At 40.3% G+C, this 19,149-nt stretch carries 9 protein-coding genes; 6 read left to right on the top strand and 3 right to left on the bottom strand.

Features of this window, described 5'->3' with window-relative positions:
* The first annotated feature begins 744 nt into the window (after positions 1-744).
* Both DW947_RS16865 and DW947_RS16860 read left to right on the top strand, forming a co-directional pair.
* The gene (locus DW947_RS16865) at positions 745-3,687 is read left to right on the top strand and encodes a SusC/RagA family TonB-linked outer membrane protein (protein WP_119958571.1); all 2,943 of its coding nucleotides are present in this window, start codon (positions 745-747) and stop codon (positions 3,685-3,687) included.
* Positions 3,688-3,707: 20 nt separating this feature from the next.
* Positions 3,708-5,306 (top strand): RagB/SusD family nutrient uptake outer membrane protein, encoded by a 1,599-nt coding sequence (locus DW947_RS16860; RefSeq protein WP_034533057.1) that lies wholly within the window; start codon positions 3,708-3,710, stop codon positions 5,304-5,306.
* A gap of 324 nt (positions 5,307-5,630) precedes the next feature.
* Here the strand turns inward: DW947_RS16860 and DW947_RS16855 are convergent, their stop codons facing one another.
* Positions 5,631-6,950 carry an ATP-binding protein gene (locus DW947_RS16855; RefSeq protein WP_005835055.1) on the bottom strand — a complete coding sequence of 440 codons (1,320 nt, stop codon included), beginning with the start codon at positions 6,948-6,950 and terminating at the stop codon, positions 5,631-5,633.
* A gap of 627 nt (positions 6,951-7,577) precedes the next feature.
* Between DW947_RS16855 and DW947_RS16850 the strand changes: the two genes are divergently transcribed.
* Together DW947_RS16850 and DW947_RS16845 are read left to right on the top strand one after the other, a co-directional pair.
* A complete protein-coding gene (locus DW947_RS16850) occupies positions 7,578-10,649 on the top strand; it encodes a SusC/RagA family TonB-linked outer membrane protein (protein WP_080650807.1) in 3,072 nt (1,023 codons plus the stop codon).
* Between the two features lie 17 nt (positions 10,650-10,666).
* Positions 10,667-12,172, top strand: a complete 1,506-nt coding sequence (locus DW947_RS16845) for a RagB/SusD family nutrient uptake outer membrane protein (protein ID WP_016274180.1) — start codon at positions 10,667-10,669, stop codon at positions 12,170-12,172.
* 222 nt (positions 12,173-12,394) lie between these two features.
* Here DW947_RS16845 and DW947_RS16840 read toward each other — a convergent pair whose 3' ends face one another.
* A complete protein-coding gene (locus DW947_RS16840; RefSeq protein WP_016274181.1) occupies positions 12,395-13,615 on the bottom strand; it encodes an ATP-binding protein in 1,221 nt (406 codons plus the stop codon).
* 417 nt (positions 13,616-14,032) lie between these two features.
* Here DW947_RS16840 and DW947_RS16835 point away from each other — a divergent pair, with 417 nt between their 5' ends.
* Positions 14,033-16,882 carry a SusC/RagA family TonB-linked outer membrane protein gene (locus DW947_RS16835; RefSeq protein ID WP_309295779.1) on the top strand — a complete coding sequence of 950 codons (2,850 nt, stop codon included), beginning with the start codon at positions 14,033-14,035 and terminating at the stop codon, positions 16,880-16,882.
* 17 nt (positions 16,883-16,899) lie between these two features.
* Positions 16,900-18,417 (top strand): RagB/SusD family nutrient uptake outer membrane protein, encoded by a 1,518-nt coding sequence (locus DW947_RS16830; protein WP_117866703.1) that lies wholly within the window; start codon positions 16,900-16,902, stop codon positions 18,415-18,417.
* Positions 18,418-18,476: 59 nt separating this feature from the next.
* On the opposite strand, the gene DW947_RS16825 is transcribed toward DW947_RS16830, so the two are convergent.
* The gene (locus DW947_RS16825; RefSeq protein ID WP_008665785.1) at positions 18,477-19,142 is read right to left on the bottom strand and encodes a MarC family protein; all 666 of its coding nucleotides are present in this window, start codon (positions 19,140-19,142) and stop codon (positions 18,477-18,479) included.
* Between the last annotated feature and the right edge of the window lie 7 nt (positions 19,143-19,149).

Genomic DNA, 19,149 nt, shown 5'->3' with positions numbered 1-19,149 from the left:
TGGGTCACAAAAGCATATTCTGCATTTCCTGATTATGATAAAAATATCTCCACCCAAGCGACGTAATTTCATGTAGACTATATTTTCTCATAATAGGTATTCCTCATCAGAAAAATATAATCCCAAACAAGAAACCAAAAACATTGTTTACTACATAAATCTTTGGGGAATTAAAGAACTAAACCTTGACTGAACAATCGTTTTTCCATCCGAAAAGGGCAGGTTTACATTTTTGACATACTTCCAATAGTAGTTTTTCGCAGTTACAGAGTTCTTTACTTCAATTACTTTTGTATTTGGAATAAACAAACGGATATCTCCATTTAAAATAAGGACAATTGCATAGTGTTCTATGCATAAAATGGATAAATGGGTAAGATGGTATCTATGTAACCTTTATAATTTCAATAATATTTTATATAATGCTTTACGTTTTCATGGATGTAACAAACAATACAAGTAAATAATTGACAAAAAACAACTAAACGATAGATGTTGACATAAGCATTCATTCTTAAAAAAAAAGAAATCCTAACGTTATGATTATAACATATTAGTACAGAATCAGACTATTATAAATCAGCACATTACTATTACAAATAGTATCATATAAGTAGATTGTCATGTATAGTGAACATGTATAGAGTATCTCCCAAAGGGGAACACTTCCTTTTGAAACTTTCTTGAATTATTGTACCTCCTTTATTACCAACAAGATACACATATTGTAGTTCCGCGAAAACTCTGGTGATTTCGTACATCGGTATGAAGACTCAAGAAGTGGTAATCAAACCGAGCGTAAAAGTGGTTATGATGCCTGATACAGAGATACTTGATGAAGTAACAGTAGTGGCTTATGGCACTAAACGTAAACAAGATTTGGTGGGTTCTATCAGCAGTGTAAAGAATGAGATTATCAGTAATTCACAAGCTACATCCGTGTCCAATGCATTAGAAGGAGCTGTGGCTGGTTTGCAAGTTGTAAGTTCTTCCGGCCAGCCGGGACAAGATGCCAATATCGTATTACGCGGTATCGGTTCTATTTCGGCCAGCAACAATGCACTGATTGTAGTAGATGGTGTGCCCTTCAACGGCAAGTTGTCGGACATCAACCCTACAGACATTGCTTCAGTGAACGTGTCGAAAGATGCTGTATCCAACTCTTTGTATGGTTCCCGTGCAGCAGGTGGTGTGGTCATGATTACTACCAAGACCGGACGCAAAGACAAGGTGGCCATCAACTTTAACGGCTCCTGGGGTGTGGCACAGCGTGCGTACAAGGACTATGATATGGCTACTGATCCGGGAGAGTTCTACCGTTTGTCTTGGTATGGTCTTCGTAACACCTATTGGGCGGCTGGAAAATCCATTGAAGACTCTAATTTAGCAGCCAGTCAGGATTTGCTGGGCGAACTGGGTAATTACAATGCTTATATCATCCCGCAAGGAGAGTATCTGGTAACACCAGATGGAAAACTTAACCCCAATGCACGTCTGCGTTATAATGATTCGTTTGCCGATGCCTTGTTCGACAATGCCTTCCGTCAAGAGTATAATGTATCTGCATCGGGTGGTAATGACCGCACAGATTACTATGTATCTATGGGCTTTCTGGACAATGACTCTTATGTGCTAGGTTCTTCTTATGAGCGCTTTACGGCTCGTGCCAACGTTAACTCTCTGTTGAAATCCTGGTTGAAGGTAGGTACCAATGTAGGCTATTCCAAAGCAACTCAGAATGGTGTACAAGAGAATGCCGGAGCTGCCTCCAATCCTTTTGAGGTGGCACGTTCTTGGGCTCCCATCTTCCCGGTTCATGCCTATGATGCAGAAGGTAATATGAAATATTATGAGGACGGAAGTCCTATGTATGATGCCGGAAACGGTGAGACAGACGGTACATCTAAACGTCCTACGGCTACTAACCAGAATGTGATAGCCAATATGAAAGAGGATATTCGTGAAACTGTGTACAATAATCTGACTTCACGCTCGTATCTGGAAATCTCGTTCTTGAAGAATTTCAAGTTTACAGCAAACTACAGTTATGATTTCACGAACAGTAGCCAGACAGTATTCTACACTCCGCTCATCGGTGACGGACAGTCTTTCGGTGGTCGTGGTACAAAAGGAAGCTACAACACTACGACTACCAACTTCAACCAGATTCTGGCCTACAGCAATGTTTTTGGCGATAACCACCACTTGTCGGCCAAGATAGGTCACGAGTACTATAAGTATGAATATCAGTATTTAGCAGGACAGAAGACCAATTTCTTTAATCCGAACAATCCGGAACTGGACAACGGTGGACAAATGCAATACATTAACAGCTACACGGCAAACCATAACATCGAGGGGTATTTCGGTATGGCAGACTACGACTATAGCAACAAATATTATCTTTCTGCAGCCTTCCGTCGCGACGGTACTTCCCGCTTCTTGGACCGCTGGGGTAATTTCTGGTCGGTAGGTGCCGCTTGGCGTATTTCCAACGAAGCATTCATGGAGGGTACAAACTCTTGGTTGAACGACTTGAAACTGCGTGCGTCTTATGGTACCCAAGGTAATGAAAGCATCCTTTCGGAGTATGACTATGCCTATGTGTACACGCCTTATCAAGACCAATACACAGTTACTTGGAATGGTTCAGAGTTGGGTTATTCACCGGAATTCTACGGTAATCCGGACTTGACTTGGGAAAAGCAGAAGACTTTTGACGTGGGAGTAGATTTCCGTCTATTCGACAGAGTATACGGTTCATTCGAATATTTTTATCGTCGTACAGACGATATGCTCTTCAAGCGCCCTGTAGCTTACTCTACAGCCGGACGTCCGTATAATTGGGAAAACCTGGGTGCGATGAAAAACACTGGTATAGAGTTTGAAGTGAATGTGGATATTTTCAATCAGCCCGACCTAAAGTGGACGGTATCGCTCGTGGGATCTCACTACAAGAACCGCATCGTGACACTGCCCGAAGAAAACCGTGAAAATGGTATCACTTCCGGTCCGTTCAACCTGCGCGAAGGTAAGAGCCGCTTTGAATACTATACTTATATGTATGCCGGCATGGACGAAAAAGGAAATGCCATGTGGTACATGGATGAGACAAACGAGAAAGGGGAAGTGACAGGCCGTACTACCACCACCACTTATGCAGACGCAACCCGCTACTTCATTGGAAAATCTGCACTGCCCGATTTCAACGGTGGTTTGAGCACTACTTTCTCTTACAAGGGAATTGACCTTTCTATAGCAACGGCTTTCCAAATTGGTGGCTATGCTTATGACTATTCTTATCTGTCCGGCATGAGCTCCTCATTCTACGTAGGTCATAATAAGGATATGTGGAAAACATTCAACCCTGAGACCGGTCAAGGTTCACTTCCTATTTGGAATGCTGACAATGCTTCCAACTCTTTCACTCAGCAATCAGACCTCAATCTGATAAAGGCCAGCTACTTCAGCATCCGTAACATCACTTTGGGCTACACATTGCCGAAGAACCTGACGCAGAAATTGGGTGTTGAGAAACTGCGTATCTATGCTACGGCAGATAATCTCGGCTTGTGGTCCAAACGTCAGGGATTTGACCCTCGTGTGGCAATGGCTGGTTCTGATGATGAATATGGAGGCTATTCTCCGATGCGTGTGATTTCCGGAGGTATCAACCTTACATTCTAAACTAAAAAATAAAATTGTATATGAAGATAATGAAATATATGATGCAGGTGCTTCTTGCTGGGGGCCTGCTTACATCTTGCATTGAAGATGCTGATGTTACCGCTTATTTGACTGAAGACCAACTGGGCAATGTGGCTCAGGAAGATCCTGATAAGGCTTTTTCAGCTGCTGTGGCAGGTATGTATACTGATATGCAACAGTATGTTGACGTCAATATGAGTCACAACTATTTCGGTCAAAAGAGTTTTGATTACTTAACATCGCTGATGGGCAACGATATGATTATGACCGGACGTTTCGCCATGAGTATGTATCATTATTTGCTGGATTACTGGCAACAGAACTATACTCCGACCAACAACCGTTGGAAAGAGTACTATCGCGTCATAGCCAATGCCAACAATATCCTCAAGCTGATTGACCCCAGCAGTGAAGATCCCGCCAATTTGAAATATCGTGCCATTGCCCTTGGTTTCCGTGGCTATGCCTACTTACAACTGACTTACTTATATCAGCATTCCTACTATACCGGTGCGGATGGAACGAAATGGGGCCGTGGAGAGAAATATGACTTCTCCCAGTCTCCGTGTGTACCGCTTATTACAGAGGATACGGAAGGTGACCAGCCACGTGCTACTGTAGCCCAAATCTATGAACAAATCAAGAGTGACCTTACTACTGCTTTCGATTTGTTCAAGAATTTGGATATGACGCGTACTTCCTCACCCACTGATATGGATGGCTGCGTGGTAGCTATGCATTTGGCTCGTGCAAATATGGTTATCCATGAATGGGATGAGGCGATAAAGTATGCGCAAGTGGTGATTGATAATTTCCCCATATTGCAGAGTGAAGACCAGATACTCCAGGGATTCAGTAATATCAGCTTACCGGATGTAGTATTCGGATGTGATATTACAGCAGACAATAGTACGACTTATATGTCTTTCTTCTCGCAGATGGATACTTATGGTGATGGGTATGCCGGCATCGGTGTATGGCGCGCTGCCTTTAAGCCATTAGTAGACCGTATCGCGGATACTGATATCCGTCTGCAATGGTTCTGCTGCGACCGTTCTACAGGTGTAACAGATGCTTCCGGTAATCGTATAACATTGATTCGTGACACTCAGTCTCCAGTTGCCGTGGAATACCAAGCTGTAAAATTTATCGGTACAGGTCGTGATAACATCAAGGCCGGTGTGTTCAGCGGATGGGAACTGGGAGATTATATTTACCTGCGTTCAGAAGAAGCTTACATGATAAAAATGGAAGCTTTGGCTCACAAGGGTTCTGCAGAAGCAGTGACTGAACTGAATAGCTTTATGAAGACTCGCCAGCCCGATTATAATTACACTTTCACGAATAAGGCTGACCTGATAGAGGAAATCATTTATCAGAAACGTGTAGAGTTCTGGGGTGAAGGTTTGGAATATATTGATAATCGTCGTTTGAATATTCCTGTAGATCGTACAGATGAAACTTGGGGCGCAGAAAATAATAATCACTTCTCTGCCGGTAAGTTCCGTTATAACCAAGAAGACAGGCCGTTCCTTTACCAATTACCTCTCTCTGAAATAGAGAATAATTCTCAGCTTTCTCCGAGCGACCAGAATTAATACCTCAAAGGACATGTTATAAAAAATCGGTAAAAGTAGTTTGCCTTTACCGATTTTTCTATATGAATCAACAAAAGAATGATACGGAAGTACTCTCTCTTTCATTTAAGTGCTCCTTCATTTTTCTGTCAAAAGAATTATCTGCGCAGACTAACTAGTTGCATTACCCAAACAATAATAATGTGACAACTATGATGATGATTCATCCGGTTGAATAGACCGGAATTTCATAATAAAGTGTTTTTAAGAAGCCACTCATTGTGAAATGAGCGGCTTCTCTTTCTTTAATCCTGCAAAAGACTTTAAGGGAAGTATTATTTAAGGTTACATATCTTCCAAAGAAAGTCCTTTATAGGAAACAGAGCAGTTTTTCCATTCTTTATTGATAGTGAGAAAATATTCTCCTTTCTTCTTCAACATCCCCCAATCTATCCGTTCCGGATTACGTTTAATCTCTACGAATTCTATGGTTCGCTCAAATTCATTAACAGCAATTAAATCTATCTCATTCTCTCCCTTTCTATCCCAAAATCCTCCGATGTCTGTATATCTTCCGGCCTCTATGTACATCTCTTTGAAATAACGCTCCAACATCAATCCTGAAAATGTAGGGAAATCCCGTTCTATAATATTACGCAGATAGGCTAAGTTTCCGGCCTCTATCAAATTCTGATACTTGTAAATAAATCGAAACCAAAAAGATAGAAAATTGTCTTCAATAATGTATCTGACTTGTTTGGAGGATGGACGAGCAAAAATAGGTTTACGCTGACTGATTACAGAGAAATCTTTCTCCATACGTGAGAGATAACCGCCTATTTCTACTCCGTTCAATGCTGTTTCTATATCTCCACGAGATGTCAGTCCGCGAGAAATACATTCTAATATAGAAAAATAAACGGTATATTCTTTACCAAACTCTTCTATCAAAAGATTCTTTCCTTCAGTCAAAAACAAAGAGTTCTCTTCCGTCATGAAATGAATCATTTTTGTACGGGTAAAAGCCTTATTTTTCATGAACAAATCAATATACCAAGCTACCCCCCCTGTAAAGGTATATAGCGCCAAAAGGTCATCGGGAGTGTAACCTGGGTGAAAATCTGCCAATATTTGCTTTATGACAGAGACCCTGAATGGTTGTAAACGTATAATTTTTCCCGCACGGCTGAAAAGTGGCTCTTTATTATTCTCAAAAATTTTATGCATCAATGAGTAAATAGAGCCGCTTATAAGTAAATTCATTCGGCTACTGTCTTTATGCAAATCCCATACTTTCTGAATCTCTCCAAACACAGAAGGATTTATTCTATCCAATTCTTGAAATTCATCAATAATAAGATTGAAGGGCCGTTCTTTTGAAAGTAACATTAAATGTTGGAATAGCTTTCCTATGGAAGAATATTCTCCTATAGGAAAATTCAACTTCATTTCTGCCTCTTCTATAAAGTCACGGCATAGAAGATTCTCTGCCTTGCGTAAGATGAAAAAATACAATGTCGGCTTTCCATCCGTTGACTTCAATAAGAGTGAGGTCTTACCGATACGCCTTCTTCCTACCAAAACCGTCATTTGCGATTCTTCTTGAGACTGTTCTGCTATATTCTTTAAAATAGCCAATTCTTTTTCTCTATTATAGAATTTCATAATACACCTTTTATTTTATATCAACTCTTTCGTTATCGTAATGTACATTACCGTAATGCACATTACGATAACGCAAATATAATGATAATGGTATTATAATACAAATAAGAGACAATATTTGTATAGCATGAATTTCCCTTTGAACTTTTACACAAGAAACTATGGTTCCTTTAGAAACGATCTCATAAGTTCATTAGTTTTATACAAGGAATACAGAATATTTCTATGTGAAATAGGAATAAACTAATGTTTATCTCTATTCGAAATGAGAATGGTATTTTATAATTTTAAATAGTATTTACATGAAATACAACATTCTTATGGATGTGATAGACAATATAAGTAAATATTCAACGAAAAATGTTCAAATGATAGATATTGACATAATCATTCATTCTTTTAAAAAAAAGAAATCCTAATTTTATAGCCACAATATATTAATGCAGGGACAAACAGCTATTAATCAAAACATTACAGCTATTAATGGTATCACATAAGTAGAGCATTATTTATTGTGGACGTATATAGAATAACTGTGGAAAGAGTATTCCCTGTTTTAGCGTTTTGGAGCTTATTATATATTACTTATTATCAACAAAATACAGTTATTGTAGTTCCGCGAAAACTTTGGTGATTTCGTATATTGGTATGCAGACTCAAGAAGTCGTCATTAGACCTCATGTAAAAGTCACAATGAAGTCTGACAGCAAGCTGCTTGATGAAGTTATGGTAGTTGCTTATGGCGGGGCTACTAAGCGTTCATTTACTGGATCTGCAACCGAAATTAAAGGCGATAAAATATCATTAAAAAATCCGACAGAGCTTTCTAAAGCTCTAAATGGTGAGGTTGCTGGTGTTCAAGTTATGTCTACTTCTGGCCAACCCGGTACTAATGCAAGTATCCGAATTCGTGGTTTAGGTTCTGCTTATTCAAGCCGTGCACCATTATATGTAGTGGACGGTATTCCATTTGAGGCAGACTTAAGTGGTATTGACCCTAGTGATATTGCTTCTATGACGGTTTTAAAGGATGCAACGGCTACAGCACTCTACGGCTCACGTGCAGCAAATGGTGTGGTTCTGATTACCACTAAAAAGGGAGAGGTAGGTAAAACTCGCGTTGAAGCCGAAGTTAAATATGGAGCCAACATGCGTTTGATACCACAATACGATGTGATAAATAATCCGGAACGGTTTACAGAACTTACGTGGGAGAGCCTGAAGAATTATGCAGCCAACGCTGGAGGAATGGATGCCTCACAATCTGCTGCATGGGCATCAACAAACCTATTCCAGTCAAGATATGGTATCGCTCCTATCTATAATATGTGGAATACTGACGGTGCTCAATTGATAGATCCGACTACTGGGCATTTCAATAGTGGAATTACACGCAAATATACTCCTGAAAAGTGGGAAGATTATATATTCCGTACTGGGCAGAAATTGGATGCGAGTGTGAAGATTTCCGGTGGTAATGAAAAGATGACTCATTATACTGCTTTCAGTTATTTGAAAGATGAAGGTTATTATATCTCTTCTGATTATCAGCGTTTTAATGTTCGTAATAACATGAGCAATCAGATTACTCCATGGCTGAAAGCCACGACGTCTCTATCATATGCATATATGGAAACAAATAAACCGGGACAATCAGATAGTAACATGAATAACGGTTTTCAGTTTATTAATGGTATGCCCTCATTGTTTCCGGTCTTTGAACACGACGCAGATGGAAATATTGTTAAAGATACAAACATAGGTGGAAACAAATATGACTATGGTATGAATGCAGGTTACCAGCGTCCTTTTGGCTCCGGAATTAATCCTGCCGGTGCGTTGCTGCTAGATAAAGATGAAATTGTTTCTCACCAGTTCAACGGAAATGGTTCTTTTGAAGCCAGATTTCTGAAATACTTCAAATTGACTGCAAATGTCGGTCTTCAATACTTGGGTTCAACGGAGAATGAACTTACAAACCCCTATTATGGTGATAGTGCCGGCAAGGGACAGATCGTGAAATATCAAACAAATTTCCTTAATTTCACGGCTAACCAGATTCTTTCCTGGAGTCAAAGTTTTGATAAACATAACTTCGATGCTTTTGTTGCTCATGAATCAACATCCAGTAAGACATCCGTATTCTATGGAGGAAAGTCAAAAATCGTAAGACCGGACAATACAGAATGGAGTAATGGAGTTATTATGGATTATCTGGAATCATATACTTATGGATATTCCATTGAAAGTTATTTTGGCCAACTTCGTTATGATTATGATAACAAATATTTCCTCCATGGAACGATTCGTACTGATGGTAGCTCCCGTTTTGCTAAAGGGAATAAATGGGGAGTATTCGGTTCTTTAGGTGCTGCCTGGGCTATCAGCAATGAAGATTTCATGAAAGATATTAGCTGGTTGAAGAATCTGAAATATAAATTGAGCTGGGGTGTATTGGGTAATCAGGACTTCATTACAAATCCGGTCGTTGCCGGTTATTATCCTTATGAAGATCTTTATACAATTGATAATTTGAATGATGAATTCACCTTCAGTTTCAAATTTAAAGGTAATCCGGACTTGACTTGGGAAAGAAGCACTACAATCAACACTGGTCTTGAATTCAATATAGCAGATGTATTGGAAGGTGAAGTGGAATATTTCCATAAAAAAACAACAGACATGTTATTTATGAAGCAAGTTGCTCCCTCTTTGGGATACGCTTCATATCCAGTAAATGATGGTGCGCTAGTGAATAAGGGGGTGGAATTCTCGCTGACAGCTCATTTACTGGATAAGCAAGACTATAAATTCGATTTTCGTGTAAATGGAGGTTATTATAAAAATAGAATGACCAAAATGCCTATTGATGAGACTACAGGCAATGAGAAACCCATCGAAATTAGCACTTACTACGGTTGGGCAAAAGGACATTCATTGTATGACTTTTATCTTCGTGAATATGCAGGAGTTGATCCACAGACCGGTTATGCATTATACAACCAATACTACAATGTAAAGGCTAATGGAGAGAGAGAATTAATTACGGATATGGAAACATATAAATCAAAAAATGCCATCAATAAACTTGAAGTAGAGCAGACTAGTGATTGGAGTGCAGCTACCAAGAAATTTGTCGGAAAATCCGGTATTCCAGCACTGCAAGGTGGCTTCGGCTTCGATTTGTATGCGAAAGGTATAACTTTTAATGCAACTTTCTCGTATGGTATTGGTGGTTATGGCTATGATTATAACTATGCGGCAATGATGCATAGTGGTACATCCGGTTCATATAACTGGCATAAGGATATTGAGAATCGTTGGCAGAAACCAGGAGATGTCACCAATATTCCAAGCTTATCCAATGATTTCGGCGGTGGTGCTGACGATACTAATTATGCCAATGCAAGCTCTACACGCTTTTTGACAAGCCGTTCATTCCTGAATCTTGCAAATATAAGAATTGGTTATACATTACCTAAGAACATTGTTTCGAAGCTACATCTTTCCGGTTTAAGCTTCTATATTTCCGGTGACAACTTGTTGTATTGGTCAGCACGCAAGGGTTACGTTTCCATGGCATCTTCTGGTAATAGTGACAATGTCAATGACGATAATAAAAATGATTCCGGTGAATCTGGAAGAAGCCAATATGCTCCATTAAGTACAATTATGGGAGGTATTAAAATTCAATTCTAACAATAAAAATAAGAATTATGAAATTCAACATGAAAAAATATTTTCCGGTAACGGCTTTAGGATTATCACTCTTGCTGAGTGGTTGTGCCGATTCTTTCTTAGAAAAGAGTCCTTCAGACTACATTACATCTGGAGATTTGCAGGAAGTGGCAAAATGGAACTCCAACATCTTAATGGGACAAGCCTTAGGTACATATTCCACCACCTTTGCTATGAATTCCGGCGGGACGGGAGGTCATGATGACTTCGGACAGAAAGCCGTTGACATTGCTACGGACTTGATGAGTGGAGATATGGTTATCATGCAGCAAGGTTACGGCTGGTTTGAAAGCGCAGGCTCGTTGACTTGTACTACTACGACTGCCACATCCTACTCCTACCAGTTCTGGCGGTATTACTATAAACTGATCAAGGCAACTAATGAAATCCTTGACGCAGCAGGAGGGGACGATGTTACTCCCGAAGGTGATGAAAATAAAGTATATTACGGACAAGCCAAGGCTCTGAGAGCTCATTCATACTTCAATTTGGTGAATTTGTATGCAAGACCTTATACTGAGGATAAGGCAGCCTTGGCCATTCCTATTTATCGTACACAATTGACTTCAGAAGCGGCAAAGAAATCATCAGTAGAAGAAGTTTATGAGTTGATTGTAAAAGACTTGACGGATGCAATACCTTTATTGGATGGTTTCCAACGTCCTTCTGGTGCAAAAGATCAAATTGACCAGTCTGTAGCAAAAGGTATGTTGGCATACGTTTACCTGACAATGGGAGATTATAAGAATGCAGCTAAAATATCCCAAGAGGTTATTGATTCAAAACAATATACTCTGATGAACAGTTCTGAAATTATCAATTCAGGATTTGCTTCCGTTGGAATTTCTGGATGGATGTGGGGAATTGACCTAACCACAAGTAATTCTCCTGCACTTCCGACTTTTTGGGGACATATGGATTTGTTTACTTATAGTTATGCCTTTGCTGGTGGAGAAAAATTGGTCGATACTGCACTGTATGAGTCAATACCTGCTTCGGATACCCGAAAAAAATGGTTTACCGAGTATGATTCGAAAACTGGTGAACAATACGAATTGACAAACTGGTGGAAGTTCTATAATGCAAAACGTAGTATGGGCAATCGTGAGTGGTATGACGATGAGGTTTACATGCGGGTTGCTGAGATGTATTTGATCAACGCAGAAGCCAATGTACGGGATAATAATTTGCAGGCAGCCAAGACATCTTTAAAAACATTGTTGGACGAACGTGACGTTGTTGCAGCGGAAAAGATTGCTGCGATGAATCAAGATGAATTGTTAGAAGCGGTATATTATAACTGGCGCCTTGAAATGTGGGGTGAAGGGCGTGGTCTGATGACTATGAAACGTTTCAAGAAGTCAATAACCCGTTGTGCAGAAGATGCAATGCTTCCGGAAAGGACTTATAGTTATGATGATAAACGATTGACATTCAATATACCGGAACGTGAAATTACTAATAATCCCAATTTGGCGGATTAAAAATCGCAATGGCATATATGTCAACAAATGAAACTTTGGGTGATTGTCCAAAGTGTTTTTATAAATAAAGTGTTTTAAGCCGCCCATTGTGAAATGAGCGGCTTTTTAATATCTGCCTTATTGTCATTCAGTTCGTTTCAGTAGTCATATTTCAAAGAACTTGTCTAAAAATTGAAAAGCCTATTGATTTACTCTTCTCATGTTGGAAATTAAATTATAGATTTACAATCTTTCTTTATCCTCTGCCAACAAAAAGTTTCGCAGTGAAATCTGTTTAATTCCCTTGTAATTTCCCCCGCTCTGCATTTCATCCATTGTAACTACATATTTGGGGTAATTGTCTGCTATTTCCAAAAGATTGCCGAATTCTCGCTGAACGGTTGCATCATCGGGAAGCATATACGCTACTTGGATATAGACTTTATGGTCGTCTTTGGAAGCAATGAAATCAATTTCCTTATTTCCACTCTTTCCGACATATACTTCATATCCATATCTCAACAAATCAATGCATACAACATTTTCCATTAACTTGTTGATGTCTTTTCGGAAATCAAAATGCTGTATGGAATTATGTAATCCCAAATCTTCAAAATAATATTTCTCACCAATTTCAAAGATCTTCATTCCTTGGATTTCTGCTCGTTGAATTTTGTAAATGAAGAAACTATTACACAGTGCCTTTAGATAGTTCAGAATTGTCTGCGTGGGAATGTTGACGTGTTGCGACTTTAAATATTTACTAATATTCTGGGCAGAAAAAAGAGAGCCGGTATTATCTATCAGATAAGCTACGAGATTCTCCAAAAAAGATACATTCCGGATTGATTCACGGGCAACCACATCTTTTAGTAGGATAGTAGAATAAACATTTCTCAAATACTCGAATATGACATTCTTGTCCATTGTTAGATTATGAATGTATGGCATACCTCCGAATGTAAGATAGAGTTTTAAACTTTCGGTGGAATCTTGACATTGATTGAAAGTTAAGAATTCCCCGTAGCTAAGTGAATGAATGGGAAATTCTATATATCTTCCTGCCAATTGAGTAGCAAGTTCACTGGACAGCATTTTAGCATTGCTTCCGGTGCAATAGATATCGCATTTATTTTCGTTCAATAAACTCCGCAGACACAATTGGAATTCTTCAATCTCTTGGATTTCATCTACAAAAAGATAGTTATGATTATGCCCAGTAACCTTCTTTAAAACATATTGATAAAGATCCATGTAGTTCCTAATTTCCGTGAAGGCAAGTTGCTCTTTATCTACAAAAATGATATTGGCTTCCGGTATGTTTTTCTTTATGATATCTGATATCTGCAAAAGAATGTAGCTTTTACCTATCCTACGTTGGCCAGTTATTACTTTTATTATACTTTTATCAATAAACGGTTCAATTCTCCTTATGTATAAAGGGCGGGAGATATAATTTTTCATATTCAAACACGATTTAGTTTATGCGCAAAGATATAAAATCCTTCAATTATAATTGAATCTTTCCATATGTATTATATATTCATCGATTATAAATAACATATGTAAACCAAATATTTCTCAACAAAAAATATTTTGGAACTTTCATGGATAAAATCTATCTTTCAAGATATATTCCTCTATATAATCTATCGTTATTCTTGAATAAAAAACATTTATTGGGTTAATTAGTACACCACCAATTAAAAGAGTAGAATGAAATGTTACAATAACGCGCTCATTATCAGCTTTTAATTATTCAAAACGGTATGAAATGGGTACTTCGAGATACTTACCTCCCTTTGCCATATACCTTTATAGATAATATACAATAGAATAAACTCTGTTCTACAAAAAAACGTAAACAGTTGTTTTTCAATAATATATACTTATTCTAGTTCCGCGAAAACTTTGGTGATTTCGTTTGTTGGTATGCAAACCCAAGAAGTAACGATTAAACCTCATGTAAAGGTAATTTTGAAATCCGATTCTGAGCTGCTTGAAGAGGTTGTGGTTACCGGTTACGGTACATTTAAAAAAGCATCATTTACTGGAGCTGCTTCTACTGTAAACACTTCCACCTTGGAAGATGTACCTGTTCTTTCTGTTGCCGACAAACTTTCTGGTAATGTCGCTGGTGTTACTTTTGGCTCAAGTTCAAGTAATCCGGGTTCTGTAAGCAGTATCCGTGTACGTGGTATGGGTTCCATCAATGCCGGAAACAATCCGCTTTATGTTATTGACGGAACACCGGTCACAAGTGGAGACTTATCCGAGTTCACTTATAGTGATGCAGGAACTGATATTTTGTCTTCACTCAATACCAATGACATCGAGTCTATCACAGTTATCAAAGATGCGGCGGCTGCCTCTCTTTACGGCTCGCGTGCTGCTAACGGTGTTGTGGTCATTACGACGAAAAGCGGAAAACAAGGCAAAACAAATGTAAGTTTCCGTTCCGACTGGGGTTTCTCAAACATGGCAATAGATTATCGTCCTATGCTCGACGGTGACTCGCGCCGCGAACTCTTATGGACCGGTCTCAAGAATTACGGGTTATACACCGGAAACATGTCTGATGCAGATGCCGCAACTTTTGCAGACCAGAACATCGAGGACTTTGCTTCAAAACCCTCAACCGGATGGACGGATTGGAAAGACCTGCTTTTCCGTAACGGTTCTCATCAGAACTACCAGTTGAGCGTATCTGGCGGTAACGATCGTACCAAGTTCTACACCTCAGCTGCTTATACCAATCAGGAAGGTATCATTTATAAACAAGGTCTGGAACGTTTCACTGGTAATGCAAACCTCACTCATAAGTTTGGAGACTTTGAAGTTCAGGTTACAAGCCAATTCTCAAAAGTAAGACAAAACAAAACTAATGAAGCTACCTCCTATGATGGACCTGTGGCCAATTACGCATTCTTCCAAAGCCCCTCATCAACCCCTTATAATGAAGACGGCACATTAAACAATGGTTGCGGCGTATTTGGAGTCAATCCTTTGTATGAAAGAGAACACAGCTCTGACGTTTATACCCTGATGAAGGCATTCAATACAATCAAGTTGACCTATAATATTTGGGACAAGTTGAATTTAAGTGAAAAGATTGCTTATGATTACGCACAAGGAACCAATGACGTTCTTTGGGACAGACACTCAAACAATGGTGCCCCCGGTGGTGTCATGCAGCGTATCGTCAATCGTAATGACCAGCTGAATACACAAACCCAGCTCTCTTACATCAACTCTTTCGGTCTGCACAATATTGATGCCCTGCTTGGTTTTGAAACACAAGATACGGAATATGCTTTCAACTACATGGCAGGCCAAGACTATCCGGGTGATTTGTACGAATTGACAAATGCCGGTTCAACAAGTGCCGAAACCAACAGACAGAGCTATCGCATGACTTCGTTCCTCGGACGTGCCAATTATAACTACGCAGACAGATATTATCTCGGTCTCAGCTATCGTACCGACGGAAGTTCACGTCTGGCAAGAGAAAACCGTTGGGGAAGTTTCTGGTCGGTTTCCGGAGCATGGAGATTCATAGACGAAAGTTTCCTGAATCCTGTCAAGAGTGTATTGACAGATGGAAAGCTCCGTGTGTCATACGGTGTAAACGGAACGCAACCATCAGACTATTACGCTTATATGAATCTTTATAAATACGGAATCATATACAATGGACAGTCAGGAATGTCAATCGTCGGAATTGCAAACCCGGACCTGAAATGGGAAAAGAACAAAACATGGAATATCGGTCTCGACCTTTCATTCATCGACCGTATCTCTGTAACATTCGACTACTATCAGCGTAAAACCAGCGACCTTATATATGACCTCCCCGTATCACAAGTCGGCGGATATTATGATGGCAATTATGGGTATACCACCCCGCAAAACATCGGTTCACTGAAGAACTCCGGTTTTGAGTTGACCATTACATCAACCAATTTCAGAAACAAGGATTTCACGTGGACCACTTCTCTGAACATGGCACACAACAGCAACAAACTGACTAAATTGGATGGCCAGCAGAATGAAATCGTATCAGGACCGCTGATTCACCGTGTAGGCGAACCTTACTATTCATACTATGTTTATGAATACGCCGGAGTTGACGCCGAGACCGGTAAAGAAATGTTCTATCTGAATGACGGAACAGAGAATGCCCGCAAGACAACTACAAATATCTCTGAAGCCAACAAAACTATTGTAGGCAAGCATCAGGCTAGTATAGAAGGCGGTCTTACCAACAACCTCAAATGGAAGTTTATCGACTTGGGCTTCACTTTCACTTATTCATTGGGTGGTGATGCTTTTGACTACTCCACTTGGCAGCACTCCAATGGCGGTTCATATCTATACGGTGGTGCCGTACCGACATACTATGACATCTCAAAGATGTGGACAGGCCCGGGCGACACGAATGCCACATTGCCTAAATTTGAATATGGAAGCGCAGCTTCACTGTCTTCACGCTGGCTGATGCCTACTGATTATCTACGTCTGAAGAACCTCACATTAGGTGTAAGCATTCCGCAAAACTATATCAGCAAGCTTGGGCTCAGCAAAGCCAGAATCTACTTCTCTGGTTCCAACCTGCTTACATGGAAGTCTAAAGACTTATTTGTAGATCCGGAAATGCGTGTAGACGGACTATGCACATTTGAGACTCCGGCATTGAGAACATATACATTCGGAATAGAATTGAATTTCTAACTAATAAAGATACGAAAATGAAAATATTAAAGACATTATACACAGCAACGCTTTGCGCAGCTATGGCAGTCAGCACTTCATCATGCCTCAACAGTTGGCTGGATCAGTCACCCGCAGACGGAATAGATGCTGAAACCGCAATCAAGAACAGCGATGATTTGGCCAATGTGCGGACGGGACTTTATGCTGCCGTTAAAGGTAATAGTAGCCTGATTAATTATTATGGACGCCTCATGTTCGTATACGGTGACATGAGAGGGGAAGATATCCAATATGAATATAACGGTGGAAGTGGAAGAGCAAACTTCTACTACTATATGGAATATACAACTGCCGACAATTTCACCACCTCAACAGCCGTATGGCAGATGCCTTATGTAGTCATAGCACGCGCCAACCGTCTGATTCAGGCAGCAGAAAGTGGCAACCTGACCGACGCGGCAGAGGCAAAAGCCACTATTGACCAATATGATGCAGAAGCAAAAGTTCTGCGCGCCATGGCACTGTTTGACCTTACACGTATCTACGGTAAACCTTATACGGTAGATCAAGGCAGCTCACTCGGTGTGCCCATCGCTACCTCCCCGCTGGAATCGACAGAAAAGCCAAGCCGCAGCACGGTAGCCCAATGTTATGAGGCAATTGAAAAGGATTTGACAGATGCAATCAACTCAAATGCACTGCCCAAAACTAATGAAGTGGGTTATGTCAACCTTTGGGCTGCCAAAGCCTTGCAGGTACGTGTATATATGACAAAAGGCGAATGGAGCAAGGCTTTATCCGTAGCTGAAGACATCATATCAAACTCGTCTTACAAACTTTGGGAACCGTCAGAATATGTTGCTGCATGGAGCAAAAGTGATGCCAATCATTCAAAAGAAATCATGTTCGAGATTTCCATCAACAACAATACTGACTGGACAGACCGTGAAGGTATTGCCTATTTATATGCCGACAAGGCTGGCGCTTCTCCCGGATATGGAGATGTAATTGTCACAAAAGACTTCTCTGACATGCTTACATCCGACCCGGCAGACATCCGTAACGACATATTATTGGCAGCGGCAGCAGGAGGATTTGACAAACGTAAAGTTTACATCAACAAAATGCCTGCTGTAAACGGAGATGTACGTTACTCCAATGTCCCATTGCTGCGCTTGTCAGAAGTTTACTTGTCAGCAGCAGAAGCAGCTTTCCAAGCCGGAGACAAGAACAAGGCTGCCAACTTGCTGAACGATATCATCTCCAACCGCACAACGAATGAAAGCAAACAAGTAACCAGCGGAAACATCACATTAGACCGCATCTACATCGAACGCCGCAAGGAACTTGTAGGTGAAGGACAGCGCTACTTCGATGTTATGCGCCGAGGTGAAACCGTTACACGCTACACGGACGTTAATGACAGAGGATGGCACGACGTATTGAGCGAAGAAGCGCGTACATTCAACCGCGACTCCAAGAAAGCGCTCCCGTTGATTCCCGTCGGTGAAATCAATGCCAATCCGAACATAGAACAAAATCCAGGCTATTAATCAATAGTAGCCTAAAGAAACTTGGGAATTTTCCCAATGTGTTTTTATAAATAAAGTGTTTAGAGGAGGTGTGCCAGTGATGGTATGCCTCCTTCTTTCAATATATCCACCAATATAGGTTTCACTCCGCTGACAAAACACTCAACGGCAATAACCATCAGGATAAGTCCCATCAGGCGCATCATCACATTGTTTCCCGTCTCACCCAAGATTTTGACCAGTCGTGTGGAAGCACGCAATATGAAAAAGGTAATCAGATAAATAAAGGCAATCATTCCTATAAGAACTCCTTTCATCTGAATGGTATGGGCATCCTGCATCAGCACAATGGCATTGGCTATGGCACCTGGACCACAAAGCATCGGAATTCCAAGAGGAGTAATGGAAATATCATCGGCATAAGTCTTGATTTCCTCGTCTTTCAGCTTCATTGGGGTATAACGGGCTTGCAGCATATCGAAGCCAATCTTAAAGATAATAACTCCACCGGCAATACGGAAGCCATTGGTAGAGATACCGAAGAATTTAAAGAGGAACTGTCCCGCAAACGTAAAAACCATAATCGTAATAAAGGCAACCAGAGTGGCGCGCGATACTACCGACTGCCGTTCACGGTCCGTCATTCCATGCGTCATGGTCAAAAACACCGGCATGGTGCCAAGAGGGTTTGTCAACGTAAAGAAGGAGGTAAAACAAAGTAAAGCGAAAGGTAAGATTGTGTCCATAGCTGTA

Origin of the sequence: Bacteroides sp. AM44-19, from assembly GCF_003603395.1 — a bacterium.
Taxonomy (GTDB): domain Bacteria; phylum Bacteroidota; class Bacteroidia; order Bacteroidales; family Bacteroidaceae; genus Bacteroides; species Bacteroides uniformis.
Note: the sequence above shows the minus strand (reverse complement) of the source record. Positions and strands in the feature narration are given on the sequence as shown.

Excerpts from the sequence above, each read along its gene's own strand:
- DW947_RS16825 (WP_008665785.1), bottom strand. The coding sequence starts at position 19,142 with ATGGACACAATCTTACCTTTCGCTTTACTTTGTTTTACCTCCTTCTTT.
- DW947_RS16855 (WP_005835055.1), bottom strand. The coding sequence starts at position 6,950 with ATGAAATTCTATAATAGAGAAAAAGAATTGGCTATTTTAAAGAATATA.
- DW947_RS16860 (WP_034533057.1), top strand. The coding sequence starts at position 3,708 with ATGAAGATAATGAAATATATGATGCAGGTGCTTCTTGCTGGGGGCCTG.
- DW947_RS16840 (WP_016274181.1), bottom strand. The coding sequence starts at position 13,615 with ATGAAAAATTATATCTCCCGCCCTTTATACATAAGGAGAATTGAACCG.
- DW947_RS16830 (WP_117866703.1), top strand. The coding sequence starts at position 16,900 with ATGAAAATATTAAAGACATTATACACAGCAACGCTTTGCGCAGCTATG.
- DW947_RS16845 (WP_016274180.1), top strand. The coding sequence starts at position 10,667 with ATGAAATTCAACATGAAAAAATATTTTCCGGTAACGGCTTTAGGATTA.